Here is a 24900-nt window from a genome sequence, read left to right as displayed (position 1 = left end):
CGGCGCGTCGCACGCCGCCGCTTCGGCCCGCGTCAGCCGCTGCGCCAGCGTCTCGGCCAGCGGGTCCTCGATCGGATAGCGCCGGCCGGCCTGATCGACCCCGCGCAGGAAATGCAGCCAGCCGGCCAGCGCCAGCGCCAGCCCGGTGATCGGCCGGTCCGCCGCCAGCCGCGCCCGCACCGTGCCCAGCAGGCGCTGCGGCATCTTCTGCGATCCGTCCATGGCGATCTGCCGCGTCTGGTGCCGCAGCGCCGGATTGGCGTAGCGTTGCAACAGCCGCTCCTGATAAGCCGCCAGGTCCAGGCCGGGCAAGGCCGGCAGGGTCGGCGCGATCTCGGTGCGCATCAGGTCGGCCAGATAGCGCCGCAGCGCCGGCTGCGCCACCGCCTGGTCCACCGTGGCCCAACCCGCCATCACCGACAGATAGGCCAGCGCAGAATGCGCGCCGTTGACCATGCGCAGCTTGAGCGTCTCGAACGGCGCGGCCTCGGCGGCGAAGCGCGCCCCGCCGGCGGCCCAGTCCGGCCGGTCGGCGGCGAAGTGGTCTTCCACCACCCACTCCAGGAACGGCTCGGCCTGCACCGGCCAGGCGTCCGTCATGCCCAGCGCCTGCGCCACGGCGGCGCGGTCCTCGTCGGTGGTGCGCGGCACGATGCGGTCCACCATCGAGCACGGGAAGGTGCAGGCCTGGCCGATCCATTCGGCCAGCCGCGCGTCCACCTGCGCGGCGAACGCCAGCACCAGGCCGCGCAACAGATGGCCGTTACTGGGCAGGTTGTCCAGCGACAGCAGCGTCACCGGCCCCAGGCCCGCCGCGCGGCGGCGCTGCAGCCCCCAGACCAGGAATCCGATGGTGCTGCGCGGCGCCAGCGGCTGCCCCAGGTCGTGCACGATGTCGGGATGCGCCAGGTTCAGCGCGCCGCTGGCCGGATCGTGGCAATAGCCTTTCTCGGTCACGGTCAGGCTGACGATGCGCGTGTACGGACTGGCGATGCGCGCCAGCACCGCCTGCGGATCCTCCGGCGCCACCAGCGTTTCCAGCAGGCAGCCGATCACGGCCAGCCGCGCTTGCGGCCGGCCCTCGGCGTCGGCGCTGCGCAGCGCCAGCGTGTACAGCCCGTCCTGCGGCGCCAGCGCGTCGCGGGTATCGGCCTGCCGCAGCGACACGCCGCAAATGCCCCAGCGCGGATCGCCGCTGGCATGAATGGCCGCTTCGTTCACCGCCGCCAGGTGGCCGCGCGCGAACGCGCCCAGCCCCAGGTGCACGATGCCGGCGCGCAAGGCGCCGCGGTCATAGGCCGGCCGCGCCACGTCCGGCGCCAGCGCCTGCAGGCGCGCCGGATGCAGCCGGACGGCCGCGGGGGCTACCAGTTCCATAACGTGCCGTCCTGCTGCAGCCGGTTCACCGGCAGGTAGGCGCGCTTGTACGGATACTTGGCGGCCAGCTTCTCGTCGATGTCCACGCCGTGGCCCGGCACGTCGCCCGGATACAGCATGCCCTGCGAGAAGGTGTAGGCGTGCGGGAACACCGCGTCCGTCTCCTCGGTGTGGCGCATGTATTCCTGGATGCCGAAGTTCGGCACCCACAGGTCGAAGTGCAGCGCCGCGCCCATGCACACCGGCGACAGGTCGGTGGCGCCATGGCAGCCGGTGCGCACCTGGTACAGCGAGGCCAGGTCCGCGATGCGGCGCAGGTGGGTGATGCCGCCCGCGTGCACCACGGTGGTCCGGATGTAGTCGATCAACTGGTTCTGCACCAGGTCCTTGCAGTCCCAGATCGAATTGAAGATCTCGCCCACCGCCAGCGGCGTGGTGGTGTGCTGGCGGATCAGGCGGAAGGCCTCCTGGTTCTCGGCCGGCGTGGCGTCCTCCATCCAGAACAGGTTGTACGGCTCCAGCGACTTGCCCAGGCGGCCGGCCTCGATCGGCGTCAGGCGGTGGTGCACGTCGTGCAGCAGGTGATGCTCGAAGCCGAGCTTTTCGCGGATGCGATCGAACAGCTTGGGCGTGTGCTGCAGGTACTTCTCGGTGGACCAGTCGTGCTCGCTCGGCAGGTCGGCGTCGGCGGGTTCGTAGAACAGGTTGCCGCGGCCCACGCCGTAGACCTTGTCCAGCCCCGGCACGCCGCTCTGCGCGCGGATCGCGCGGTAGCCCATGTCGGCATAGCGCAGCACCTCGTCGACGGTGTGCTCGATGTCGCTGCCGTTGGCGTGGCCGTAGACCATCACCCCGGTGCGGCTCTTGCCGCCCAGCAGCTGGTACAGCGGCAGGCCGGCGGCCTTGGCCTTCAGGTCCCACAGCGCGGTGTCGACCGCGGCGATGGCGGTCATCGTGACCGGGCCGCGGCGCCAGTAGGCGCCCTTGTACAGGTATTGCCAGATGTCCTCGATCTGGTGCGCGTCACGGCCGATCAGGCAAGGCACCACGTGTTCGGTCAGGTAGGCCGCCACGGCCAGCTCGCGTCCGTTCAGGGTGGCATCGCCGATGCCGGTCAGGCCCTGGTCGGTCTCGAGCTTCAGGGTCACGAAATTGCGGCCCGGCGAACAAACAATGACGCGTGCGTTCGTAATTTTCATCATGGATTCCGTGAAAACGGGAGGGTGTTCAGCCTTCCCAGCCCAGGTGGCTGAGGAAGTCGCGGGTACGGGCGACCTGCGGGTTGTCGAAAATCTGCGCGGGCGGGCCCTGTTCCAGGATGGCGCCGTTCTCGAACACCACCACCCAGTTGGCCACGCGCCGCGCGAAACTCATTTCATGCGTGACCACGATCATGGTCATGCCTTCCTGCGCGAGCTTCTTCATGACGTTCAACACCTCGCCCACGGTCTCGGGGTCGAGCGCCGAGGTCGGCTCGTCGAACAGCATCACTTCCGGCTCCATCGCCAGCGCGCGGGCGATCGCCACGCGCTGCTGCTGGCCGCCGGACAGGTTGGCGGGAAAGTTGCCGGCCTTGGCGGCCAGGCCGACCTTCTCCAGCAGCGCCATGGCGCGGGCCCGCGCCTGTTCCGGCGCCATGCCGAGCACGGTGATGGGCCCCATGGCGACGTTGTCCAGCGCCGACTTGTGCGGGAACAGCTCGAAGCTCTGGAACACCATGCCCATGCGCTGGCGCACCTTGCGCACCTCGGACTCGGCCTCCGGCACCGCCACGCCGTCCAGCAGCACGCGGCCGCCGTCGATCTTCTCGAGCGCGTTGGTGCAGCGCAGGAGCGTGGACTTGCCCGAACCGGACGGGCCGATCAGGCACATCACCTCGCCCTTGTTGACCTGCAGCGAGACGTCGTTCAACGCCACGAAATCGCCAAAAACCTTGCGCACGTGCTCGTACACCAGCACCGGCGGCTGATCGGCGCCCTTGCGTGCGGCAGCCGTTGCTGCGGCAGCCGTTGCTGCGGCGGCCGTTGCCGCGGCCACCGCCGCGCCGGTCGTGCCGGCCACTTGTTCCAGGATCATCTCTTTCACTCCTTGACTCCGTATTTGCGGTGGATCCAGTCGACCAGCTTGGCCTGCGGATAGCCCATCAGCCAATAGATCACCGCCATCGCGGTCAGCATTTCCAGCACGCGGAAGCTCTGCGCGCGCACCTGCATCGAGGCATAGGCCAGCTCGCTGACGGCGATCACCGACACCAGCGAGGTGTCCTTGAACAGCGAGATCCAGGTGCTGGCCAGCACCGGCAGGATGCGCCGCGCCGCCTGCGGCACCAGCACCTTGAACATGGCCTGGCGGCGCGACATGCCCATCGCCAGCGCCGCTTCCATCTGGCCCTTGCGGATCGAATTGATGCCGGCGCGGAAGGTTTCCGAGTTGTAGGCCGACACATTCAGCACCAGCGCCACCAGCGCCGTGGTCACCGCCGAGAACTGCACGTCCAGCGCCATCGGCATCACGTAGAACGCCCAATAGATCACCAGGATCAGCGGCAGGTTGCGGAAGAACTCGACGATCGCCACCGCCACGCCGTTGGCCACGCGGTTCGACGACAGCCGCATCAGCGCCAGCACCATGCCGCCCGGCACCGCCAGCGCCATCGTCACCACCGTCAGCATCACGGTCATGGCCGCGCCCTGCAGCAACACCTGGCGCGAGTCCCAGATAATTCCCCAGTCCAGATTCATGAGCGCCCCAGGTGTGCGTAACGTTGGTACAGCCGGTCCACGCCGCGCGTCACCGGGAACAGGATCACGAAGTACGCCACGATCACCGCGGTGAACACCTCGATCGGCCGGTAGCTCTGCCCGGCGATCGTCTCGGCCTTGTGCATCAGTTCGGGCACCGCGATCACCGTGGCGATGGCGGTGTCCTTGATCGCCACCGTCAGCACCGAGCCGAAGGCCGGCAGCATGCGGATGGTGGCCTGCGGCAGGATGATCTTGCGCAGCGCCTGGGCCCGCGACATGCCGAGCGCCAGGCCGGCGCGCATCTGCCCCGGCCGCACCGACTCGATGCCGGCGCGGATCACCTCGGCCGAGTAGGCCGCGATGTGCAGCGTCAACGCCACCAGCGCCGCCCAGAACGGCGCGAAGGTCACGCCGGCCAGCAGCGGGAAGGCGAAGTAGATCCACACCAGCACCACCAGCACCGGGATGGCGCGCATGCTGTCGATGTAGAACACCAGCAGCACCCGCAGCCAGCGCGGCCCGTACAGGCGCAACAGCGCGATCACCAGGCCCAGCAGGATGCTGGACACCGCCGTGACGGCGCTCAGCGCCACCGTGATGCCCAGGCCGCTGGCGAAGAAGCGCCAGTTATCGACGATGGGGGAAAAATCGAAATCCATGGAATCTCCGTGCCGACACGAGCCCGGGCGGGCTCAGAACGTCACCATCACTTTCATGGCCTGGCGCCGGTCCGCCGCCAGCGCGAAGGCCTCGTGCGCCTGGCGCGCCGGCACCGCCGCCGTCAGCAGCGGCGCGACGTCCACCAGGCCGCGGCCCAGGTAGTCCACCGCCCAGGCGTATTCATCGACGAAGCGGAAGCTGCCGATGACGTTCAGGCTCTTGACCATGATCTGGTTGAACGGGCACTGCTCGCTGCTGCCCCCCAGCGTGCCGACCGTGACGATGGTGCCGCGCGGCCGCGTGGCGCGGATGCAGTTGGCCAGCCCGGCATAGTTGCCGGAGGCTTCGAAGCACACATCGACCGTGCCCTTGCCCGCCGCCAGTTCGTCCAGCGCGGCCGGCTCGGCGGCGGCGTTGATGGTGCGCGTGGCGCCGACCTTGGCGCAGGTCGCCAGGGTCTGGTCGACGATATCGACCACGATGACTTGACTGGCGCCGGCCAGGCGCGCCGCCATCAGCACCAGCGCGCCGATCGGCCCGGCGCCCACCACCATCACCGTCTTGCCCAGCAGCGTGCCGGCGCTGCGCACCGCGTGCAGCGCCACTGCCAGCGGCTCGCCGAAGGCGGCCAGCTCGAACGACAGGCTGTCCGGCACCGGCACGCACTGCTTTTCCTGTACCACCACCTGCTCGCGCATCGCGCCCTGCATGTGCGGATAGCGGCTGGCGCTGCCGAAGAAGAACACCGCCTCGCAGTGATTGGAATCGCCCTGGCGGCAATAGCGGCACACGCCGCAGGTGCGCGCCGGGTCCAGCGCCACGCGGTCGCCGGGCTTGACGGCGGTGACCGCCGAACCGACCTCCAGCACCTGGCCCGAGGCCTCGTGGCCCGGCGTCAGCGGTTCGCGGATGATGAAATCGCCGACCCGGCCGTGGCGGTAGTAATGCAGGTCCGAACCGCAGATGCCGACCGCCTTGACGCCGACGCGCACCTGCGTCGGACCCAGCGGTTCGGGCGCCTGCTCGACCAGCCGCAGGTCTTCGGCCCCATGGATTGCGCAATTGAGCATGATGGGTCCGCCTTACTTCAGGGTCTGGGTCATGCGGCGCTCTTCGGCCACCAGTTCCGGATGCATGCGCGCTTCCACCTTGCGCAGCCACTCCAGGTACACCGGCTGGTTCTTGGCCACGCCCATGCCCGCGTCGATCGCGAAGATCTTGCTGTCCTGGCAGTCGTTTTCCTTGGGGAACACGGCCAGGCCCTTGACCTTCTTGCTGATGTTGGGCCACAGCATGCGGTTCAGCGGCGCCACGTCGGAGCGGCCCGCCAGCACTTCCTCGATCGGCGCCACCGAACCCGAGTTGGTCACGCCGCGCAGCTTGGCCTTGGGGAAGTTCTCCAGCACCAGCGGCTCTTCGCCCGCGCCCGAGAAGTAGGCCATGGTGATGCCGGGCTGGTTGAAGTCCTCGACCTTGGTGGCGTTGGTGAACTTGGGGTTGGACGCCAGGCCGAACATGCAGACGCTGGTGTTCGAGAACGTGACGAAGTCGATGATCTTGGCGCGCTCGGCGTTCTGGTTCAGCGGCCCGATCATGATGTCCATCTGGTTGGCGATCAGCGCCGGCACCTTGGTTTCGTGGCTGACCTGCACCGGCACGATCTTCACGTCCAGCAGGCGCGCGAATTCCTTGCCCAGCAGCCACGACGAGCCCATCCAGGGCTCGCCCGAGCCGGTGGTGTTCTGCACCAGCCACGGCGGGTTGTTGACCACGCCCACGCGCAGCACGCCAGCCTTGCGGATGGCGTCGATGCGCGGGCTCTCGCCGGGCGCGGGCGGCGTCTGCGCCTGGGCGGTGGCGGCGCCGGCCAACAGCAGGGCGGCGGCGGCGAAGCGGGTGAGGAAGGACGGTTGCATTGCGGTCTCCTTGGAGGGAAGCCCGGCGGCGAACGCCGGATGCGGACGCGCGTGGCCGCGGGCAGTCGCCCGGGCCGCGCGCCTTGCGCGTGGTCGGTGAATCCAGTGGGGTGGGGAAAAGGCCGGAGCGGCCTACGGGGTCTGTTCGATGATGCGCATTTCGTCGGCGTCCAGGCGCGTCTTCATGCCGGCGGCCACCTGCCGCAGCCAGGCCAGGTATTCGGGTTGGTTCTTGTCGATCGCCAGGCCCACCGGCGAGGCCTTTTCGGTGCTCTGCTGGCAGTTGGCCTCGGCGGGCAGCACGGTCAGGCCGCGCACCTTGCGGCTCAGGCCGACCCAGGGCACGCGATTGATCGGCGCCGCGTCGGCGCGCTTGGCCATGATTTCCTCGATCGGCGCGGTGGCGCCCGAGTTGGCCACGGCGCGCAGCGTGGCGTTGGGAAAGCGCTGCTTGACCCAGGCCTCCTCGGCGCCGCCGGTGAAATAGGCGATGGTGACGCCGGGCCGGTTCAGGTCATCGACCGACTTGGCCGCGGCCACCTTGGCATTGGACGCCAGGCCGAACATGCAGACGCTGGTGGACGAATACAGCACGAAGTCGACCACTTTCAGGCGCTCCGGCGTCTCGGCCAGCGGGCTGATGGTCATGTCGACCTGATTGGCCGCCAGCACCGGCACCTTGGTCTCGTGCGAGACCTGCACCGGCGTCAGCTTCACGCCCAGCAGGCGGGCGTATTCCTTGGCCAGCAGCCAGGCCGGACCGCTCCAACTCTCGCCGCCCTTGCCGGACACGTCCTGCAGCAGCCAGGGCGCGTTCTGCAGCACGCCGACGCGCAGCTCGCCCGCCTTGCGGATCGCATCGATGCGCGCGCTCTGGCCCGCCGCGGGCGCTTCCTGCGCCATCGCCGGCGCAGTCAGCGCATAGGCCGCCAGCGCGCACGCCGACAGCATCGCCGCCGCCCTGTGCCAGGCGCGGCTCCCCTTGTTCCTTTGCTGCATCCTGTTGTCTCCTGATGTGTGTCGCCCGGTTCCGGGGCGCGGTATCTTCCGCGCTCTGCCGGGGGCCGCCTGCCGGTACTACGTCAACGCCACCCCTGCGCGAACTCGCCGATCACGCGTTCGAGGTGATTGCGCATCGCCTGCCGCGCGCCATCCGCATCGCGCGCCACCAGCGCGCTGAAGATGCGCTGGTGGTCTTCCTGCGACGCCTGGCGCAATTCCTGCGTATGGAAATGCTGTTCGATCTTTTCCCAGATGGGGCCTTGCGCCTGGTCCCACATCGCCGTCACGGTGCCCAGCAGCACGCTGTTGCCGGTGGACTGCGCGATGTACAGGTGGAAACGGCGGTCGGCCTCCTGGTTTTCTTCCTTGTGCATCATCTGCTCGCGCATGGTGGTCAGCGCCTCGAAGATGCGATCCAGGTCGGCATCGTTGCGGGTGCTGGCCGCCAGCGCGGCGATTTCCGATTCGACCAGGCAGCGCGCGCGCAGCAACTCGAACGGCCCCGCGCCCGGCTCCTGCGCGGTCGGCAGCCGCGCCACGCCCGGACGCGGTTCACAGACATAGATGCCCGAGCCGCCGCGCACTTCCACCACGCCCTGCAGTTCCAGCGCGATGATGGCCTCGCGCAGCGAGGTGCGGCTGACGTCGAAGCGCTCGGCCAGCGCGCGCTCGGCCGGCAGGCGCTTGCCCACCGCGAACTCGCCCTGCGCCACCAGCGCCTGGATCTGCGCGGCCAGCCGCAGGTAGGCGCGGTCGGCCACCGGCTTGCCGGCGGGTTCTTCGGGCTTGGGAATCAGTTGTAGTGTCATGTCGGTTGAAAGTGGTTGGACCAAATATTATGTGGTTTACCAATTTGTCGCATCATGGTTTACCACTATCCATTTGGTAAACCGTCCGAATAAAACAAAGCGCCGCGCCGGACGAGCCGGGGCGGCGCTGGGGTGGCGCTGAAATGCCGGGCGGGCCCGGCGCGGCGGCGCGGGCCGCCTCAGCCCAGGTTCGGCGCCAGGGTGCGCTTGAGGTCCTCGATGCTGCGGCCGCTGCGCGCGGCGTAGTCCTGCAACTGGTCTTCGCCGATGATGCCGACGTTGAAGTACTGCGACTGCGGATGGCTGAAGTAGAAGCCCGACACGCTCGAGGCCGGGAACATGGCGTAGCTGTCGGTCAGCATCATGCCGATGTCGGCGCCGTCCAGCACGCGGAACATGTCGGTCTTGACCACGTGTTCCGGGCAGGCCGGATAGCCGGGCGCCGGGCGGATGCCGACGTACTTCTCGGCGATCATGTCATCGTTGGACAGCGCCTCGTCGGCGGCATAGCCCCACAGGTCCTGGCGCACGCGGGCGTGCAGGCATTCGGCGAAGGCTTCGGCCAGGCGGTCGGCCAGCGACTTCAGCATGATGCTGGAGTAGTCGTCCAGCGCCTTCTCGAACTCGGCTTCCTTCTTCTCGATGCCCAGGCCCGCCGTCACCGCGAACATGCCGATGTAGTCCAGCTTGCCGCTGGACTTCGGCGCGATGAAGTCCGACAGCGACTTGTTGCTGACGCCCTCGCGCTTGGCGCCCTGCTGGCGCAAGTTGCGGTAGGTGAACAGCACCTCGCTGCGGCTCTCGTCCTTGTAGACCTCGATGTCCTCATCGTTGACGCTGTTGGCCGGGTAGAAGCCGACCACGCCGTTGGCGGTCAGCCAGCGGCCCTCGACGATGCGCTTCATCATGGCCTGGCCGTCGGCGTAGACCTTGCGCGCCTGCTCGCCCACCACCTTGTCGTCCAGGATCGCCGGGAACGGTCCGAACAGGCTCCAGGTCTGGAAGAACGGGCCCCAGTCCACGTACTTGGCAATCTCGGCCAGGTCATAGCTCTTGAAGGTGCGGCGGCCGATGAACTTGGGGCGCGGCGGCGTGTAGCTGTCCCAGTCGATCTGCGGGCGCGAGGCGCGCGCCTCGGCCAGCGGCAGGATCGGCGTGGCCTTGCGGTTGGCGTGGCGTCGGCGCACGTCCTCGTATTCCTCGGCCAGCTCCGCCAGGTAGGCGTCCGACTGGTCGGACATCAGGCTGGTGGCCACGCCCACCGAACGGCTGGCGTCCGGCACGTAGATCACCGGGCCTTCGTAGTTGGGCGCGATCTTGACGGCGGTGTGCACGCGGCTGGTGGTGGCGCCGCCGATCATCAGCGGCACCTTGCGGCTGCGGAAATACTCGTCGCGCTGCATTTCCGAGGCGACGTAGGCCATCTCTTCCAGGCTGGGCGTGATCAGGCCGGACAGGCCGACGATGTCGGCGTTCTCTTCCTTGGCCTTCTCCAGGATCTGGGCGCAGGGCACCATCACGCCCATGTTCACCACTTCGAAGTTATTGCACTGCAGGACCACCGACACGATGTTCTTGCCGATGTCGTGCACGTCGCCCTTGACCGTGGCGATGACGATCTTGCCCTTGGCGCGCACGTCGCCGCCGGCCGCCGCGATCTGGCGCTTTTCCTCTTCGATGAAGGGGATCAGGTGGGCCACGGCCTGCTTCATCACGCGCGCCGACTTCACCACCTGCGGCAGGAACATCTTGCCCTCGCCGAACAGGTCGCCGACCACGTTCATGCCGTCCATCAGCGGGCCTTCGATCACCTCGATCGGACGGCCGCCGCGCGCGGCGATCTTCTGGCGCACCTCTTCGGTGTCCTCGACGATGAAGGCGGTGATGCCATGCACCAGCGCGTGCGACAGGCGCGCCTCGACTTCGGCATTGCGCCAGGCCAGGTCTTCTTCCTTCTTGGCGCCCGAGCCCTTCACCGTGTCGGCGAACTGCACCAGGCGCTCGGTCGGCGTGCGTTCGTCGGCCGGGTCGGTCTTGCCGACCGGTTCGGCGCGGTCCAGCACCACGTCCTCGACCAGATCGCGCAGCTTGGGATCGAGGTCCGCGTACACGCCCAGCTGGCCGGCGTTGACGATGCCCATCGTCATGCCTTCCTTGACCGCGTAATACAGGAACACGGTGTGGATGGCCTCGCGCATCGGCTCGTTGCCGCGGAACGAGAAGCTCACGTTCGACACGCCGCCCGAGATGCGGGCGTGGGGCAGGTTCTCGCGGATCCAGCGCGTGCCTTCGATGAAGTCGACGGCGTAGTGGTTGTGCTCGTCGATGCCGGTGGCGACCGCGAACACGTTGGGATCGAAAATGATGTCTTCCGGCGGGAAGCCCTCTTCCTCGACCAGGATCTTGTAGGCGCGGCCGCAGATTTCCTTGCGGCGCTCCAGCGTATCGGCCTGGCCCAGTTCGTCGAACGCCATCACCACCACCGCCGCGCCGTAGCGGCGGCACAGGCGGGCGTGGTGGCGGAACGGCTCCAGGCCTTCCTTCATCGAGATCGAGTTGACCACCGGCTTGCCCTGCACGCACTTCAGGCCGGTCTCGATGACGTCCCACTTGGAGCTGTCGATCATCACCGGCACGCGGGCGATGTCCGGCTCGGAGGCGATCAGGTTCAGGAAGCGGTGCATGCACGCCACCGAATCCAGCATGGCCTCGTCCATGTTGATGTCGATGATCTGCGCGCCGTTCTCGACCTGCTGGCGGGCCACGGCCAGCGCCTCGTCATACTTCTCTTCGCGGATCAGGCGCGCGAACATCTTGCTGCCCGTGACGTTGGTGCGTTCGCCCACGTTCACGTACAGCGTGTCTTCGTCGATATTGAGCGGCTCCAGGCCCGACAGGCGGGTCTTGACCGGGATGTCCGGCACCACCCGCGGCGTCAGCGCCGTGACCTTGTCGGCAATCGCGCGGATATGGTCGGGCGTGGTGCCGCAGCAGCCGCCCGACATGTTCACCAGCCCGGCGCGGGCGAATTCCTCCAGCAGCGCCGAGGTGTCGGCCGGCGTCTCGTCGAAGCCGGTCTCGGCCATCGGGTTGGGCAGGCCGGCGTTGGGGTACACGCAGACGTAGGTGTCGCAGATCTTGGACAGCTCGGCCACGTACGGGCGCATCAGCGCCGCGCCCAGCGCGCAGTTCAGGCCGATGGTGACCGGACGCGCATGGCGCACCGAGTTCCAGAAGGCCTCGACGGTCTGGCCCGACAGGATGCGGCCGGAGGCGTCGGTGACGGTGCCCGAGATCATCACCGGCAGGCGGATGCCGCGCTGCTCGAACACTTCCTCGGTGGCGAAGATCGCCGCCTTGGCGTTGAGCGTGTCGAAGATGGTTTCGATCAGGACGATGTCGATGCCGCCGTCCAGCAGGCCGTTGAGCTGTTCAATGTAGGCGACGCGCAGCTCGTCGAAGGTGACGTTGCGGGCGCCCGGGTCGTTCACGTCGGGCGAGATCGACGCCGTCTTGGGCTGCGGGCCGAGCGCGCCGGCCACGAAGCGCGGCTTGTCCGGCGTGCTGTACTGGTCACAGGCCTCGCGCGCCAGCCGCGCCGACACCAGGTTCAGTTCGTACGCCAGTTCCGGCAGGTCGTAGTCGCCCTGGGCGATCGAGGTGGCGCCGAAGGTGTTGGTCTCGATGACGTCGGCGCCGGCTTCCAGGTACTGGCGGTGGATCTCCGAGATCACGTCCGGCCGCACCAGCGACAGCAGTTCGTTGTCGCCCTTCAGGTCCTTGCCATGGTCGGCGAAGCGCTCGCCGCGGAAATCGGCCTCGCCCAGCTTGTAGCGCTGGATCATCGTGCCCATCGCCCCGTCCAGGATCAGGATGCGCTGGCCGAGCAAACGGGCGAAATCGCCGCCGCGGGTGAAGCTCTCGGGCGGGTAAGGCAGGCGGGGATACGACACGTTCAGGTCCGAAAGGTGGGGGTTGGGCAACGAAAGCGGCCGGGCAAATGTCGCTAAAAAGCGATAAAGGCCGAAAAATCAACCCCTGATCGTAACAAAACAGGCCCTGCTCCGCCCTCCGGTGATACAGTTTCGGCCCCGAACCGGTGCTTTCGGCGCACTGGGACAGGCAAGAACGCAACACTTGCCGGTCCGCGCGCGAAAGGTAAACGGGAAACAGGAAGACGCCTCTCGCCACCCACAAGGTTGGCGAGCCCCGGTATCCAGCCTGTGCTGCCCCCGCAACGGTCCCCATGCGCGCGATGCGCCCATGGCAGCCCGATACCGGCCTGTTCGATCGCCAGGACGCCCGTCCGGCGCCCGCTCCCCAGGGATTGCGGCGTGGCCCGGGTTTCCTCCCCATCGTGATTGACCTGCGGGGTCGCGGGTCGCATCGAGGTCTTGTAGATGAAATCCCGCTCCATCCGGCGCTATGCCGGCGCCCTGCTCTGCTCCGCCCCGGCCCTGTCCGCCGCCCAGCAAGCCGCCACCCCCGCCCCCGAACTCGACAGCATCACCGTCACCGCCCAGCGCGTGCCGACGGACGGCCGCACCCTGCCCGTGTCGATCTCGGTCATCACCGCCGAAGACATCGCCGCCAGCAGCGCCCGCACCATGCAGGACCTGCTGTCGACGCAGGCCGGCATCCACCTGATCAACAACTCCGGCTCGTCCGACGGCGCCATGGTCGACCTGCGCGGCTTCGGCGTGACCGGCGCCAGCAATACGCTGATCATGATCGACGGCGTCAAGCAGAACCCCAACGACCTGTCCGCCCCCAACCTGGGCGTGGTGCCGCTGGACCAGGTCGAGCGCGTCGAAATCGTGCGCGGCAGCGGCTCGGTGCAATACGGCGGCGGCGCCACCGGCGGCGTGATCAACATCATCACCCGCAAGGACTTCGCCAAGGAGCCGGTCACGGCCCGCGCCACCGCCACCTTCGGCAGCTACGGCCTGCGCCAGTACGACGCCGCGGTGGCCCTGAACAACCAGAAAGTGGGCGTGGACGCCTACATGCAGTCGCTGCACAGCGACGGCTACCGTGACAACAACGCCGAAACCCGCGAAGGCGGCGGCGGTGGCATCACCTTGCGCCATGCGGACGGCTCGATCCGCCTGTACGGCAACACCACCACGCAGCGCCTGGAACTGCCCGGCCCGCGCCAGATCAATCCGCTCACCGGCCTGAACCAGTACCAGGACGATCGCCGCGGCGCCAAGAACGACGCCGACTTCATCAAGTCCACCTCGACCACCATCGGCCTGCAGCTCGAACAGGCGCTGGGCGTCGGCACGCTCTACGCCGACCTGGCCAGCCGCAACAAGAAGCTGCACGGCCTGACCTACACCGCGCCCGGCATGTTCGATGGCGGCGGCGACACGCTGCGCGACCAGAAGCTGGAAGAAAACAGCGCCAGCCTGCGCTACCGCCTGCCGATCGCCGGCGGCCACAGCGTCGTGTTCGGCGCCGATGCGCTGGAGTCCAGGAGCACGGTCACGCAGGATGCCTACTACGATCCGATCCAGTCCAAGATGCAATCGCGCCAGCATCAATACGGGCTGTTCGCCGAAGGCCAGATCCGCGCCACCGAAAGCACCAACATCACCATGGGCGTGCGCCGCCAGTACGCCTCGGACAAGCTGGAAATCCTGTCCGGTACCGGCGGCAATCCGTCGGACAGCGGCCACCACCTGACCGCCTGGCAGTTGGGCGTGCGCCAGGACCTGAGCAGCGGTTTCGGCGTGTACGGCAAGGTCGGCCGCAGCTTCCGCCTGGCCAACAGCGACGAATTGCTGTGGGTGCAGAACCCGCTGGCGCCCCAAACCTCCACCGACAAGGAACTGGGCGTGACCTGGCAATCGGAACGCAGCAGCGCCCGCCTGTCGTGGTTCCGCTATGACCTGACCAACGAAATCCAGTACAACCCGCTGGCCGACATGTTCGGCGCCAACGTCAACCTGGATCCGACCCGCCGCCAAGGCATCGAACTCGAAGGCCATCATGAGATCGTCCGCGGCGTGACGCTGGATGCCAACCTGACCTGGATGGAAGCGCAGTTCCGCTCGGGCACCTACAACGGGGTCGACCTGGCCGGCAAGACCGTGCCGATGGCGCCGAAGTGGCTGGCCAATGCCGGCGTGACCTGGCGTCCCACGGATGCGTTCCTGTGGAACGTGGCCGCGCAATACGTCGGCAAGTCGCGCCTGGACAACGACCAGGCCAACGAATTCGACAAGCAGATGGACGCCTACGTGCTGTTCAACACCAAGGTCGCGTACAAGTTCACCCGCAACATCGAGGGCGCGGTGGGCGTGAACAACATCCTGGACCGCAAATACGCCACCTACGGCATCCGCAGCGGCAGCCTGGGGGAAACCGGCCCGTACAACCTGTACCCCGCGCCCGGCCGCAACTTCTACGCCTCCCTCACCGTGCGCTACTAAGCGGCGATCCGATATAGTCGGCGTTCCTCCACGCCGACCGTATCGAGCCACCGCATGACCTTCGTCCGCGCCCTTCCGTTCGCCGTCCTGGGGCTGCTGTGCGCCCCGGGGCCGGCGACGGCCGACACCTCGGCCAAGACTGCAGCCACGCCCTCGGTCGAAACCCCGGCGGCGATCCACGCGCGCGACGACCGCGGCCGCGACGTCACCCTGGCCGCCCCGGCGCGGCGCGCGGTGACCCTCGCGCCGCACGCCACCGAGCTGGTCTACGCGGCCGGCGCCGGCGCCTACCTGGTCGCCACCATCCGCGGCAGCGACTACCCGCCCGCCGCCCGCGCCCTGCCGGTCATCGGCGACGGCACCCAGCCCGACCCCGAACGCGTGGCCGCCACCCGGCCCGACCTGATCATCGCCTGGCAACCGTCCGCCGCCGCGCCGCTGGCGCGCGTGATGGACAAGCTGGGCGTGGCGGTCTACTACAGCGACCCGCAGACGCTGGCGGCCATTCCCGACGCGGTCGAACGCCTGGGCGTGCTGTTCGGCACCGAGGCGCAGGCCGGCCCCGCCGCCCAGGCCCTGCGCGCGCGCCTCGATGCGCTGGCCGCGCGCTACGCCGGCCGCGCGCCGGTGCGGGTCTTCGTGCAGGCGGGCCTGGACCCCATCTACACCCTGAACCACGCCAGCATCGTCAGCGACGCGCTGCGCCTGTGCGGCGGCGTCAACGTGTTCGGCGACGCGCCCGTGGTGGCGCCGCAGGTCGGCCTGGAAAGCGTGCTGGCGGCGCGTCCCGACGCGGTGCTGGCCGGCGTCTCCGCGCCCGCCGACACCGCCCGCAACCTGGCCGCCTGGCGCGCCATGGGCCTGCCGGCCGCGCAGGCCGGCCACGTCTACGGCATCGACGCCGACGCGCTCTACCGCCCCGGCCCGCGCCTGGTCGACGCGGCCGAGCAGCTGTGCGCGGACCTGGACCGGCTGCGCCAGCCCTAGGCATTGCGACACGCGCGGCCGCCCCCGCGCCGCCGGGGCCGTCCGGGATACCCCTGCCCCCGACCCGGTCATTCGCGCGCCCCATGGCTGCGCGGCAAGCGCGATTTCTGGAACGCCGCGGCCGCGCCGCGCGGACTGACACGCCGCCCCGTGCTTTATGATTCGGCTAACCGTGATCAACCCGTTGATCCGCCCGATGATCAGCCAGCCCCCGCGGGTTCCGCAGCGCGCGCCCGCCCTTTGACACACCGCCATGACCACTCAAGACACTCTCACCATCGCCGGCCGCGCCTACTCGTCGCGCCTGCTCGTCGGCACCGGCAAGTACAAGGATTTCGAACAGACCCGCGCCGCGCTGGACGCCAGCGGCACGGAGATCGTCACGGTCGCCATCCGCCGCACCAACATCGGCCAGAACCCGGGCGAGCCCAACCTGCTCGACTACGTGCCGATGTCCAAGTTCACGCTGCTGCCCAACACCGCCGGCTGCTACTCGGCCGACGACGCCGTGCGCACGCTGCGCCTGGCGCGCGAGCTGCTGGACGGCCACGCCCTGGTCAAGCTGGAAGTGCTGGGCGATCCGCACACGCTGTTCCCCAACATGCCCGAAACCCTCAAGGCCACCAAGACGCTGGTGGATGAGGGCTTCCAGGTCATGGTCTATTGCACCGACGATCCCATCCAGTGCCGCATGCTCGAAGACATGGGCGCCGTGGCCGTGATGCCGCTGGCCTCGCTGATCGGCTCCGGCATGGGCATCCTGAACCCCTGGAATCTACGCCTGATCATCGACCAGGCGCGCGTGCCGGTGGTGGTGGACGCCGGCGTGGGCACCGCCTCGGACGCCGCCATCGCCATGGAACTGGGCTGCGACGCCGTGCTGATGAACACCGCCATCGCCGCCGCGCGCGACCCGGTGCTGATGGCCAGCGCCATGAAAAAGGGCGTCGAGTCCGGCCGCGAGGCCTTCCTGGCCGGCCGCATGCCGAAAAAGCTCTACAGCGGCGCGCCCAGCTCGCCCACCGAAGGCCTGATCACCGCCGCCCCCGGCGCCGCCAAATGAGCAGCCGCCAGCCGGCCGCCAACGGCCGCCAGATCCCCAACGCGCTGACCATCGCCGGCGTCGACCCGTCCGGCGGCGCCGGCATCCTGGCCGACGTCAAGGCCATGAGCGCCCTGGGCGCCTATGGCTGCGCCGTGATCGCCGCGCTCACCGCCCAGAACACCCAGGGCGTCACCGGCATCTCGCCGGTGCCGCCGGCCTTCGTCGGCCAGCAGATCGACACCCTGTTCGCCGACGTGCGCATCGACGCGGTCAAGATCGGCATGCTGGGCCAGCAGCCGGTGATCCAGGTGGTGGCCGAGAAGCTGGCCAAGTGGACCCCGGCCCACGTCGTGCTGGACCCGGTCATGGTGGCCAAGAGCGGCGACCTGCTGCTGGAACGCGACGCCGTCGGCGCCATGCGCGAGGCCCTGCTGCCGCAGGCCACGCTGCTGACCCCGAACCTGCCCGAGGCCGGCGTGCTGCTGGAAGAGCGCCCGGTGGAGACGGTCAAGGAAATGCGGCGCGTGGCCGAGCGCCTGCGCAACAAGCTGGCGCATTCGGGCCAGCGCTGGGTCATGGTCAAGGGCGGCCACCTGCCCGGCAACGACACCATCGACCTGCTGCACGACGGCGACCGCATGATCGAGCTGCCCGGCCACCGCATCGAGACCGCCAACACCCACGGCACCGGCTGCACCCTGTCGGCCGCCCTGGCCGCCCTGCTGCCGCAGGTCGAGGACGTGCCCGAGGCGGCGCGCCGCGCCAAGGCCTACCTGACCGAGGCCATCCGCCACGCCGAGCGCCTGTCGGTCGGCTCCGGCCACGGCCCGGTGCACCACTTCCACGCCTGGTGGTGAGCCCGGCGGGCGGGTCCGATTTCCCCTCTGTAACCAGTCGGTCCGCCCCGCCGCGTCACAGGACGCTACGAATCGGTACAATGGTCAGCTGATTCCTCCGCTTTTTTCCTGACCGTCATGAACGCTTCGACCCTGCCCGACGTAGAACAAGCCCGCTTCAACATGGTGGAACAGCAGATCCGCCCGTGGGACGTCCTGGACGCCAACGTGCTGCAAGCGCTGTTCGATGTGCGCCGCGAACAGTTCGTTCCGCCGGCGCTGCGCGCCCTGGCGTTTTCCGACCTGGAACTGCCGCTGGAAATCAACGCGGTCAACACCCGCCAGACCATGCTCGCCCCCAAGGTCGAAGCCCGCCTGGCCCAGGAACTGCAACTGAGCAAGTCCGACTGTGTGCTGGAAATCGGCACCGGCTCCGGCTACCAGGCCGCGCTGCTGGGCTACCTGGCGCAACAGGTCACCTCGGTCGAGATCGACAGCCGCCTGGTCACGTTCGCGCAGCAGAACCTGCAGATGAACAACGTCACCAACGTCAAGGTCGAGACCGGCGACGGCCGCAACGGCTGGGGCTCCACCGAATACGACGCGATCCTGGTGACCGGCTCGGTGCCGGTCGTGCCGGACGCGCTCAAGTACCAACTGCGCGTCGGCGGCCGCCTGGTCGTCGTCGTCGGCCAGGCCCCCGTCATGACGGCCTGTCGCATCACCCGCACCACCGCCGCCAGCTTCGAGACCGTCAATCTGTTCGAAACGGTCATCAAGCCCCTGCGCGGCGCCACGGTGTCGCAGTTCAAGTTCTGAGTCCCGACGGCGGCGCCCCACGGCCCCGCCCTTCCGGCCCGCGTCCGTGGGCCGGATACCGGACCCCAGACCCCGACTCCCTGGAGCAACACCCCACCACCTGACAGATCATGCGCGTCCGACTGCTTACGGCTTTACTGGTTTTTACCTCCGCCGCAAGTGTCGGCCCGTCTGTCGCGTGCGCGCAGAACCTGTTGCAGGTGTGGCAATCCGCCCTCGGCAACGATCCCATCTACGCCGCGGCCCGCGCCAACTATCGCGCCGGCCTCGAAAAAGAGCCGCAGGCGCGCGCCCTGCTGCTGCCCGAAGTCTCGGCCGGCGTCGGCGGCGCCTACCAGGAAACCCGCAGCACCCGCGGCCTGAACATGGCCTACAGCGGCGGCCGCGGCGTCTGGGACCTGGCGCTGACGCAGCCGCTGTTCGACTGGGGCCGCTGGCAGAACTACGAACAGTCCAAGCTGATCGTCGCCGATGTCGAAGTGCAGCTGCAGCAGGCCTACCAGGACTTGCTGCTGCGCGTGGCCGACGCCTATTTCAACGTGCTGTACGCCCAGGACACCCTGACCGCGACCGAGGCCGAGAAGGCCGCCGTGGCCGGCCAGCTGGAGTCCGCCAAGCGCAATTTCGAGCTCGGCAACGCCACCATCACCGACACCTACGAGGCCCAGGCCCGCTACGACCTGGTGGTGGCGCAGGAACTGCGCCTGCAGAACGACCTGGATGTGCGCCGCGACGAGCTGGCCAAGATCATCGGCGGCCCGCCCGGCGCGCTGGCCGAGCTGCCGCAGGGCGTGCAACTGCCGGCGCCGCAGCCGGCCCGCGTGGCCGACTGGAGCAACCAGGCCGAATCCTCCAGCCTGGACGTGCTGCGCGCCCAGCTGCTGACCCGCATCGCCGGACGCCAGATCCAGATCGCCAAGAGCGGTCACTACCCCACCCTGAACCTGCGCGCCACCAGCGGCAGCGCCAGCGACGCGGTGATGCGCAACGCCACGCCGGGCAAGCCGATCGACAGCACCATCGGCGTGGTGCTGTCGATTCCGTTGTATTCGGGCGGCGGGGTGTCCTCGCAGGTCACCGAGAAGGTGCAGCTCGAACAGAAGGCCCGCTACGATTTCGAGGCGGCGCGGCGCCAGGCGGTGCAGGCCGCGCGCCAGTACTACACCGGCGTCACCAGCGGGCTGGCGCGCATCCAGGCGCTCGAGGCCGGCGAGAAATCCAGCCGCGCCGCGGTCGAGGCCAACCGCACCGGCTATGAAGTGGGCGTGCGCATCAACCTGGACGTGCTCAACGCCCAGCAACAGCTCTACGCCACCCAGCGCGACCTGGCGCTGGCGCGCTACAGCACGGTGCTGTCGGGACTGCGCCTGAAGGCCACCAGCGGCATCCTGGTCGAGTCCGACCTGGACGCCATCAACCGGCTGCTGCGCGAGCCGCGCTGAGCGCGGCGCCGCCTCAGGCGCCCTGGATCTTCTTGACCAGCGCCGTGGTGGAACGCTCGAACTCGAACGGAATCGCCACCGCGCGGCCGCCCCAGGACTTGACCAGGGCGGTTTCGGGCAGTTTTTCCATGTCGTAGTCGCCGCCCTTGACGATCAGGTCCGGCTTGAGCTGGCCGATCAGGGCCTCGGGCGTGTCCTCGTGGAACGAGGTGACCACCGTGACGAAGCCCAGCGCCGCCAGCAGCGCGGCGCGGTCTTCCATGCGGTTCAGGGGACGCTCGTCGCCCTTGCCCAGACGCCGCACCGATTCATCGGTATTGACCGCCACGACCAGCGTGGCGCCCAGCTGGGCGGCCTGGTCCAGATAGGTGGCGTGGCCCCGATGCAGGATGTCGAAGACGCCATTGGTGAACACCAGCGGCCGCGGCAGGCGGCCGGCGGCTACGGCGGCGACGCAGTCGTCGCGGGACAGGACTTTGGATTCGAAACGGGCGGCTGACATGCCGCGATTGTACGACGGCGGCCGCGGCCGCCGTCGCCCTTCAGCGGGCGCGCCCCGGCCGGGGCCGGCGCGCGCCACCCTCCCGCCGGATCAGGCGCCGGCCAGGATGATTTCCTTTTCCTTGGGCACCACCAGCGCGGTCATTTCCTTGCGGTAGCGGTTCAGGTCCTTGACCGTCTCGAAGCTGCGGTCCATCAGCTTGGACAGGATGTGCAGGATGCGCGTGGCGACCTTCTGTTCCCAGACGCCGTCGAAGCGGATCTGGCTGTCCAGCCAGTGTTCCAGCCAGCCCGGCTCGGGCAGGCGCGACTGCACCGTATCGTTGGGGAACAGGTCCTTGTTGACGTGCAGGTTGGTCGGGTGCAGCGCCTGCTGGGTGCGGCCGGCCGAGGCCATCAGCACGCCGATCTTGGAGAACGCCAGGCGCGCCTGCACGCTGGTGTCCTCGCCGCGGTTGTGCAGCGCGCGGCGCATGTACTGCAGGTAGGCGCCGGCATGGCGGGCCTCGTCCTGCGCCACGGTCTTGTAGATGGACTTGATGACCGGCTCGGTGTGCCATTCGGCGGCGCGGCGGTACCAGTGGTTCAGGCGCACCTCGCCGCAGAAGTGCAGCATCAGCGTTTCCAGCTCGGGCGCGACGTCGAATTCGAAGCGCACGTTGTGCAGCTCTTCCTCGGTGGGCACCAGGTCGGGACGGAAGCGGCGCAGGTACTCGATCAGCACCAGGGAATGCTTCTGTTCTTCGAAGAACCACACCGACATGAACGCGCAGAAATCGCTGTCGCCGCGATTGTCGCGCAGGAACATCTCGGTGGCCGGCAATGCGGCCCATTCGGTGATGGCGTTCATCTTGATCGTGTGCGCCTGCTCGTCCGAGAGCTTGCTGCGATCGAAGTCGCCCCAGGGAATATCGTGCGCCATGTTCCAGCGCACCGCTTCCATGGTCTTGAAGAGTTCAGGATAAAGCATGTTCTGCCCTTGTTTTCGTCCCGCTGTGGGGCTATAGAAATTAATGAATGGCGCACGCGCTTGCCGGCGTGACGCTGCATTGGCCGCCGCAGCGCTATTTTTCGCCGTCTCCCGCGAAGCTATGATGACCGTTTCATGAATGAAACATGACAGGAGGATCGCCCTTACACCATCGCGCCGCCTATCGGGTCAATGCCCACAACGCCACCCCGATACCCAGGGCCAGCACGCCAACCAGCGCCGCGATCAGCCGGTTGCTCTGCTGCTGGGCCCGCCGCAACTGCACCATCTCGGCCAGCAGCGCCGGCGAGAGGTTCGGGCGGTTCAGATGGTCGTGGACCAGCCTGGGAAGCGCCGGCAGCATTTGCGACCACTGCGCGGCTTCTTTTTCCAGGCTCTGCCGCAGGCCCTTGAACCCGACGCGCTGACGCATCCAGCGTTCCAGGTAGGGCTTGGCGGTCTTCCAGAGATCCAGGTTGGGGTCGAGCTGCCGCCCCAGGCCTTCGACGTTCAGCAACGTCTTCTGCAGCAGCACCAGCTGCGGCTGGATCTCCACATTGAACCGGCGCGAGGTCTGGAACAGGCGCAACAGCACCTGGCCCAGCGAAATCTCGGACAACGGCCGGTCAAAATAGGGTTCGCAGACGGCGCGCACCGCGCCCTCCAGCTCTTCCTCGCGCGTATCCGGCGGCACCCAGCCGGACTCGATGTGCAACTGCGCCACGCGGCGGTAGTCGCGGTGGAAGAAGGCCAGGAAGTTCTGCGCCAGGTAGTTCTTGTCGAATTCCGACAGCGAGCCGACGATGCCGAAGTCCAGGGCGATGTAGCTGCCCAGCGTCTCGGGCCGGTCGGACACGTAGATGTTGCCCGGGTGCATGTCGGCGTGGAAGAAGCCGTCGGTGAACACCTGGGTGAAGAAGATCTCGACGCCGGTGCGCGCCAGGGTCGGGATGTCGATGCCGGCGGCGCGCATGCGCTCGACCTGGCCCACCGGCACGCCGTACATGCGCTGCATGGTGAAGACCGTGGACGCGGTGTATTCCCAGATGACCTCGGGCACCATCAGCATGTCGCCGCGGCCGGATTCCGGGCCGAAGTTGCGGCGCAGCTGGCTGCAGTTGGAGGCCTCGCGCACCAGGTCGAGCTCGTCGTGCAGGTACTTGTCGAACTCGGCCACCACCTCGCGCGGCTTGAGCCGGCGGCCATCGGCGCCCAGGCGCTCGATGATGCGGGCCACGATCTTGAGCAGCGACAGGTCTTTCTCGATGATGCTGAGCATGCCCGGGCGCAGCACCTTGACCGCCACCTCGCGGCCGTCGTGCAGCACCGCGAAGTGCACCTGCGCGATGGAGGCCGACGCCACCGGGTCGACCTGGAACTGCGCGAACAGCTTTTCGGGCGGCGCGCCCAGCGCGGCCTCGATGCAGGCGGCGGCCTGGGCCGACGGGAACGGCGGCACGCGGTCCTGCAGCAGCGCCAGCTCGTTGGCGATGTCGGCGGGGATCAGGTCGCGGCGGGTGGACAGCACCTGGCCGAACTTCACGAAGATCGGGCCCAGCGACTCCAGCGCCAGGCGCAGCCGCAGGCCGCGCGGCTTGCGCGGCCGGGTGCCCAGGCGGATGACGCGCAGCAGGCAGGTCGCCAGCGGATGGTTCAGGCTGGACAGCACCAGCTCGTCCAGACCGTAGCGCAGCGAAACCAGGATGATGCGAAGCAGGCGCAGCAAAGGGAACATGGGTCAGGCGCCTCGCTTGGCGGCGGCCGTGGCCAGTCGGGATTGCAGGGCGGCGGCCGAGCGCGCCAGCGCGTCGGCGCGGGCGTTCAACTCGGCCAGGTCCAGGCGCCACTGCTCCAGCGCCGGGCGGCCCAGCAGCATGCCGCTTTCCTCGGCCAGGTATTCGGACACATTCTCGGCCATGCGCTGGCCGGCCTGGCGCGCGCCGCCGGCGGCCGCGCGCAGCCCGCCGGCGATGCGCAGCGCGGGAATGTCGCCCACCAGCCGGGCCAGGCTGTCTTCCGGGTCCCAGCGCAGTTGCTTGGACAGGTCGGCCACCACCTGCGCCAGCGCGGCGTCGCCGGAAATGTGCGTGGCCTCGGCGAAGTCGGGCGCCTCGCCACCCGCGCCCAGGCGCGGCAGCGGCAGCTTCTCGGGCGCCACCGTCAGGGTCACGTCGGGCGCCACCGCCGCATCGGCCTGGGACGCCAGGCCCTCGCTGTCGATGGTCAGGCCCAGGGTGAAGCCGCCCAGCGCGAAACGCACGGTCTTGCCGGCGTGGCGGGCCAGGCGTTCGCGCGCCCAGTCTTCACGCTTCAACAGGGTGTTGAGCGCGCCGACGGCCAGCCGTGCAGGAGTGGGCAGAAACGAAAAAGGCAACATGACGGTCCGCGGCCCCGCGAAACGGGGATGACGAAGTTGATGGGTAAATCGGGAGTGTAACGGGTTGGATGGGGGTGTGTTCCGGACAGTCTGGACGCGGTTTGCGCCCGCGCATGGAAAAACCGGCCCTGAGGGGCCGGTTGTGGCGGACGGCCGCAAGGCCGCCGCGATAGCAGGGGGATGGCGCCAGCCGGATCAGCTGGCGAATTCCACCGGGATCTGCTGGATGCCGGCCAGCAGCCAGCCGCCGTTGGCGGGCTTGAACAGGTTCCAGACTTCCTCGAAGCGGAAGGCTTCGGCGCCCGGCGCCTCGCGCAGCATGCCCGAGAAGCGCACGCTGGCCAGGTGGCCGTCGGACACCGTCTCGATGCCCAGCAGCTCGGCGTTCAACAGCACCACTTCGGTCTTGTTGGGGGCCGCGCCGCGCTCGGTCAGTTGCGGCTTGAGCTCGGTGATGAGGTCGTCGGTCAGGTAGTCGCGCAGGCGGTCGGTGCTGCCGCTGTCCCACACGGCCTGGATGCGCACGAACTGGTCCTTGGCCTGCTTCAGGAAGTTGGGCGTATCGAAATCACCCGGCACGAACCAGTTGTTGTCGTCGCCCGCCTTGGGCATCGCGGCAACCGGCTCCGCGGCGGCCACGGCAGCGATCGGCGCGGCCGCCGGCGTGGCCGGCTTCAGCGTTTCACGCCACATGGGCTGCTGCTGCGGCTCGCCAGGCGCGTTGTTGGCGCCGCCAAAGGCGCCCTGGGTGGCCGGACGCGGCGCGGCGCCGCGCAGGCGGCGGATGATGAACATCACGGCGAACACGACCACGGCGATCAGCAGCGCGGACGACAGGAACTCGGCGAAGGCGCCCGACAGGCCCATGCTCGAGAGCAGGGCGGCGATGCCTAGGCCGGCGGCGATGCCGGCGATCGGGCCGAGCCAGCGCGACGCGCCGCTCTTGGCGGCCGCGCCCGCGGCGCCGGCCGTGGCGGC

21 protein-coding genes are annotated in these 24900 nt (G+C 68.7%); 6 read left to right on the top strand and 15 right to left on the bottom strand.

Annotation, left to right across the window (positions count from 1 at the left end; genetic code table 11):
• The 10 genes from H0523_RS27460 to metH all read right to left on the bottom strand — a co-directional run.
• Positions 1-1377: mannitol dehydrogenase family protein (locus tag H0523_RS27460; protein WP_180180211.1), on the bottom strand; the 1377-nt coding region annotated here is incomplete at its 3' end.
• Positions 1365-2576, bottom strand: coding sequence for a D-mannonate dehydratase ManD (gene manD / locus H0523_RS27455; protein ID WP_054433165.1), 1212 nt, complete (start codon positions 2574-2576; stop codon positions 1365-1367). The genes H0523_RS27460 and manD, both read right to left, overlap by 13 nt.
• Positions 2577-2604: 28 nt before the next feature.
• Positions 2605-3336 (bottom strand): amino acid ABC transporter ATP-binding protein, encoded by a 732-nt coding sequence (locus H0523_RS27450; protein ID WP_054433255.1) that lies wholly within the window; start codon positions 3334-3336, stop codon positions 2605-2607.
• A gap of 122 nt (positions 3337-3458) precedes the next feature.
• A complete protein-coding gene (locus H0523_RS27445) occupies positions 3459-4118 on the bottom strand; it encodes an amino acid ABC transporter permease (RefSeq protein ID WP_006392648.1) in 660 nt (219 codons plus the stop codon).
• Complete coding sequence (locus tag H0523_RS27440; RefSeq protein WP_006392647.1) at positions 4115-4780, bottom strand: amino acid ABC transporter permease; 666 nt, start codon at positions 4778-4780, stop codon at positions 4115-4117. The genes H0523_RS27445 and H0523_RS27440 overlap by 4 nt, the downstream gene beginning before the upstream one ends.
• 33 nt (positions 4781-4813) lie before the next feature.
• Complete coding sequence (locus H0523_RS27435) at positions 4814-5851, bottom strand: L-idonate 5-dehydrogenase (protein ID WP_054433164.1); 1038 nt, start codon at positions 5849-5851, stop codon at positions 4814-4816.
• A gap of 12 nt (positions 5852-5863) precedes the next feature.
• Positions 5864-6697: a substrate-binding periplasmic protein gene (locus H0523_RS27430; protein ID WP_054433163.1), complete on the bottom strand. Its 834-nt coding sequence runs from the start codon at positions 6695-6697 to the stop codon at positions 5864-5866.
• A gap of 132 nt (positions 6698-6829) precedes the next feature.
• Complete coding sequence (locus H0523_RS27425) at positions 6830-7696, bottom strand: substrate-binding periplasmic protein (protein WP_054433162.1); 867 nt, start codon at positions 7694-7696, stop codon at positions 6830-6832.
• An 83-nt stretch (positions 7697-7779) separates the two neighbouring features.
• The gene (locus tag H0523_RS27420) at positions 7780-8508 is read right to left on the bottom strand and encodes a FadR/GntR family transcriptional regulator (protein WP_054433161.1); all 729 of its coding nucleotides are present in this window, start codon (positions 8506-8508) and stop codon (positions 7780-7782) included.
• 179 nt (positions 8509-8687) lie between these two features.
• Positions 8688-12461 carry a methionine synthase gene (gene metH, locus H0523_RS27415; RefSeq protein WP_054433254.1) on the bottom strand — a complete coding sequence of 1258 codons (3774 nt, stop codon included), beginning with the start codon at positions 12459-12461 and terminating at the stop codon, positions 8688-8690.
• 447 nt (positions 12462-12908) lie between these two features.
• Between metH and H0523_RS27410 the strand changes: the two genes are divergently transcribed.
• From H0523_RS27410 to H0523_RS27385, 6 genes are all read left to right on the top strand, one after another.
• Positions 12909-14945, top strand: coding sequence for a TonB-dependent receptor (locus tag H0523_RS27410; protein ID WP_054433160.1), 2037 nt, complete (start codon positions 12909-12911; stop codon positions 14943-14945).
• A gap of 54 nt (positions 14946-14999) precedes the next feature.
• Positions 15000-15932: a cobalamin-binding protein gene (locus tag H0523_RS27405; protein ID WP_054433159.1), complete on the top strand. Its 933-nt coding sequence runs from the start codon at positions 15000-15002 to the stop codon at positions 15930-15932.
• A gap of 253 nt (positions 15933-16185) precedes the next feature.
• Positions 16186-16995: a thiazole synthase gene (locus H0523_RS27400; protein ID WP_006386872.1), complete on the top strand. Its 810-nt coding sequence runs from the start codon at positions 16186-16188 to the stop codon at positions 16993-16995.
• Positions 16992-17834, top strand: coding sequence for a bifunctional hydroxymethylpyrimidine kinase/phosphomethylpyrimidine kinase (gene thiD / locus H0523_RS27395; RefSeq protein WP_054433158.1), 843 nt, complete (start codon positions 16992-16994; stop codon positions 17832-17834). The genes H0523_RS27400 and thiD overlap by 4 nt, the downstream gene beginning before the upstream one ends.
• 117 nt (positions 17835-17951) lie before the next feature.
• A complete protein-coding gene (locus tag H0523_RS27390; protein ID WP_006386870.1) occupies positions 17952-18632 on the top strand; it encodes a protein-L-isoaspartate O-methyltransferase family protein in 681 nt (226 codons plus the stop codon).
• A gap of 110 nt (positions 18633-18742) precedes the next feature.
• The gene (locus H0523_RS27385) at positions 18743-20074 is read left to right on the top strand and encodes a TolC family outer membrane protein (protein ID WP_054433157.1); all 1332 of its coding nucleotides are present in this window, start codon (positions 18743-18745) and stop codon (positions 20072-20074) included.
• 13 nt (positions 20075-20087) lie between these two features.
• Here the strand turns inward: H0523_RS27385 and rfaE2 are convergent, their stop codons facing one another.
• The 5 genes from rfaE2 to H0523_RS32360 form a co-directional block, all read right to left on the bottom strand.
• A complete protein-coding gene (gene rfaE2, locus H0523_RS27380) occupies positions 20088-20576 on the bottom strand; it encodes a D-glycero-beta-D-manno-heptose 1-phosphate adenylyltransferase (RefSeq protein ID WP_054433156.1) in 489 nt (162 codons plus the stop codon).
• A 90-nt stretch (positions 20577-20666) separates the two neighbouring features.
• A complete protein-coding gene (locus tag H0523_RS27375) occupies positions 20667-21545 on the bottom strand; it encodes a ferritin family protein (protein WP_054433155.1) in 879 nt (292 codons plus the stop codon).
• Positions 21546-21726: 181 nt separating this feature from the next.
• Positions 21727-23280, bottom strand: a complete 1554-nt coding sequence (gene ubiB, locus H0523_RS27370) for a ubiquinone biosynthesis regulatory protein kinase UbiB (protein WP_054433154.1) — start codon at positions 23278-23280, stop codon at positions 21727-21729.
• 3 nt (positions 23281-23283) lie between these two features.
• Positions 23284-23922, bottom strand: a complete 639-nt coding sequence (locus tag H0523_RS27365; protein ID WP_054433153.1) for a ubiquinone biosynthesis accessory factor UbiJ — start codon at positions 23920-23922, stop codon at positions 23284-23286.
• A gap of 195 nt (positions 23923-24117) precedes the next feature.
• Positions 24118-24900, bottom strand: a 783-nt coding sequence (locus tag H0523_RS32360) for a Tim44 domain-containing protein (protein ID WP_257225177.1), incomplete at its 5' end; no start/stop codon positions are given.

It is taken from the genome of Achromobacter insuavis, from assembly GCF_902859645.1.
In the GTDB taxonomy this organism is placed as follows: domain Bacteria; phylum Pseudomonadota; class Gammaproteobacteria; order Burkholderiales; family Burkholderiaceae_B; genus Achromobacter; species Achromobacter insuavis.
The sequence above is the reverse complement of the archived record's forward strand: the minus strand, read 5'-3'. Positions and strand labels throughout refer to the sequence as shown.

Excerpts from the sequence above, each read along its gene's own strand:
- H0523_RS27420 (WP_054433161.1), bottom strand. The coding sequence starts at position 8,508 with ATGACACTACAACTGATTCCCAAGCCCGAAGAACCCGCCGGCAAGCCG.
- H0523_RS27365 (WP_054433153.1), bottom strand. The coding sequence starts at position 23,922 with ATGTTGCCTTTTTCGTTTCTGCCCACTCCTGCACGGCTGGCCGTCGGC.
- rfaE2 (WP_054433156.1), bottom strand. The coding sequence starts at position 20,576 with ATGTCAGCCGCCCGTTTCGAATCCAAAGTCCTGTCCCGCGACGACTGC.
- H0523_RS27385 (WP_054433157.1), top strand. The coding sequence starts at position 18,743 with ATGCGCGTCCGACTGCTTACGGCTTTACTGGTTTTTACCTCCGCCGCA.
- H0523_RS27390 (WP_006386870.1), top strand. The coding sequence starts at position 17,952 with ATGAACGCTTCGACCCTGCCCGACGTAGAACAAGCCCGCTTCAACATG.
- H0523_RS27440 (WP_006392647.1), bottom strand. The coding sequence starts at position 4,780 with ATGGATTTCGATTTTTCCCCCATCGTCGATAACTGGCGCTTCTTCGCC.
- thiD (WP_054433158.1), top strand. The coding sequence starts at position 16,992 with ATGAGCAGCCGCCAGCCGGCCGCCAACGGCCGCCAGATCCCCAACGCG.
- H0523_RS27425 (WP_054433162.1), bottom strand. The coding sequence starts at position 7,696 with ATGCAGCAAAGGAACAAGGGGAGCCGCGCCTGGCACAGGGCGGCGGCG.
- H0523_RS27410 (WP_054433160.1), top strand. The coding sequence starts at position 12,909 with ATGAAATCCCGCTCCATCCGGCGCTATGCCGGCGCCCTGCTCTGCTCC.
- H0523_RS27445 (WP_006392648.1), bottom strand. The coding sequence starts at position 4,118 with ATGAATCTGGACTGGGGAATTATCTGGGACTCGCGCCAGGTGTTGCTG.
- H0523_RS27375 (WP_054433155.1), bottom strand. The coding sequence starts at position 21,545 with ATGCTTTATCCTGAACTCTTCAAGACCATGGAAGCGGTGCGCTGGAAC.
- manD (WP_054433165.1), bottom strand. The coding sequence starts at position 2,576 with ATGAAAATTACGAACGCACGCGTCATTGTTTGTTCGCCGGGCCGCAAT.
- H0523_RS27430 (WP_054433163.1), bottom strand. The coding sequence starts at position 6,697 with ATGCAACCGTCCTTCCTCACCCGCTTCGCCGCCGCCGCCCTGCTGTTG.
- H0523_RS27400 (WP_006386872.1), top strand. The coding sequence starts at position 16,186 with ATGACCACTCAAGACACTCTCACCATCGCCGGCCGCGCCTACTCGTCG.
- H0523_RS27405 (WP_054433159.1), top strand. The coding sequence starts at position 15,000 with ATGACCTTCGTCCGCGCCCTTCCGTTCGCCGTCCTGGGGCTGCTGTGC.
- ubiB (WP_054433154.1), bottom strand. The coding sequence starts at position 23,280 with ATGTTCCCTTTGCTGCGCCTGCTTCGCATCATCCTGGTTTCGCTGCGC.
- H0523_RS27435 (WP_054433164.1), bottom strand. The coding sequence starts at position 5,851 with ATGCTCAATTGCGCAATCCATGGGGCCGAAGACCTGCGGCTGGTCGAG.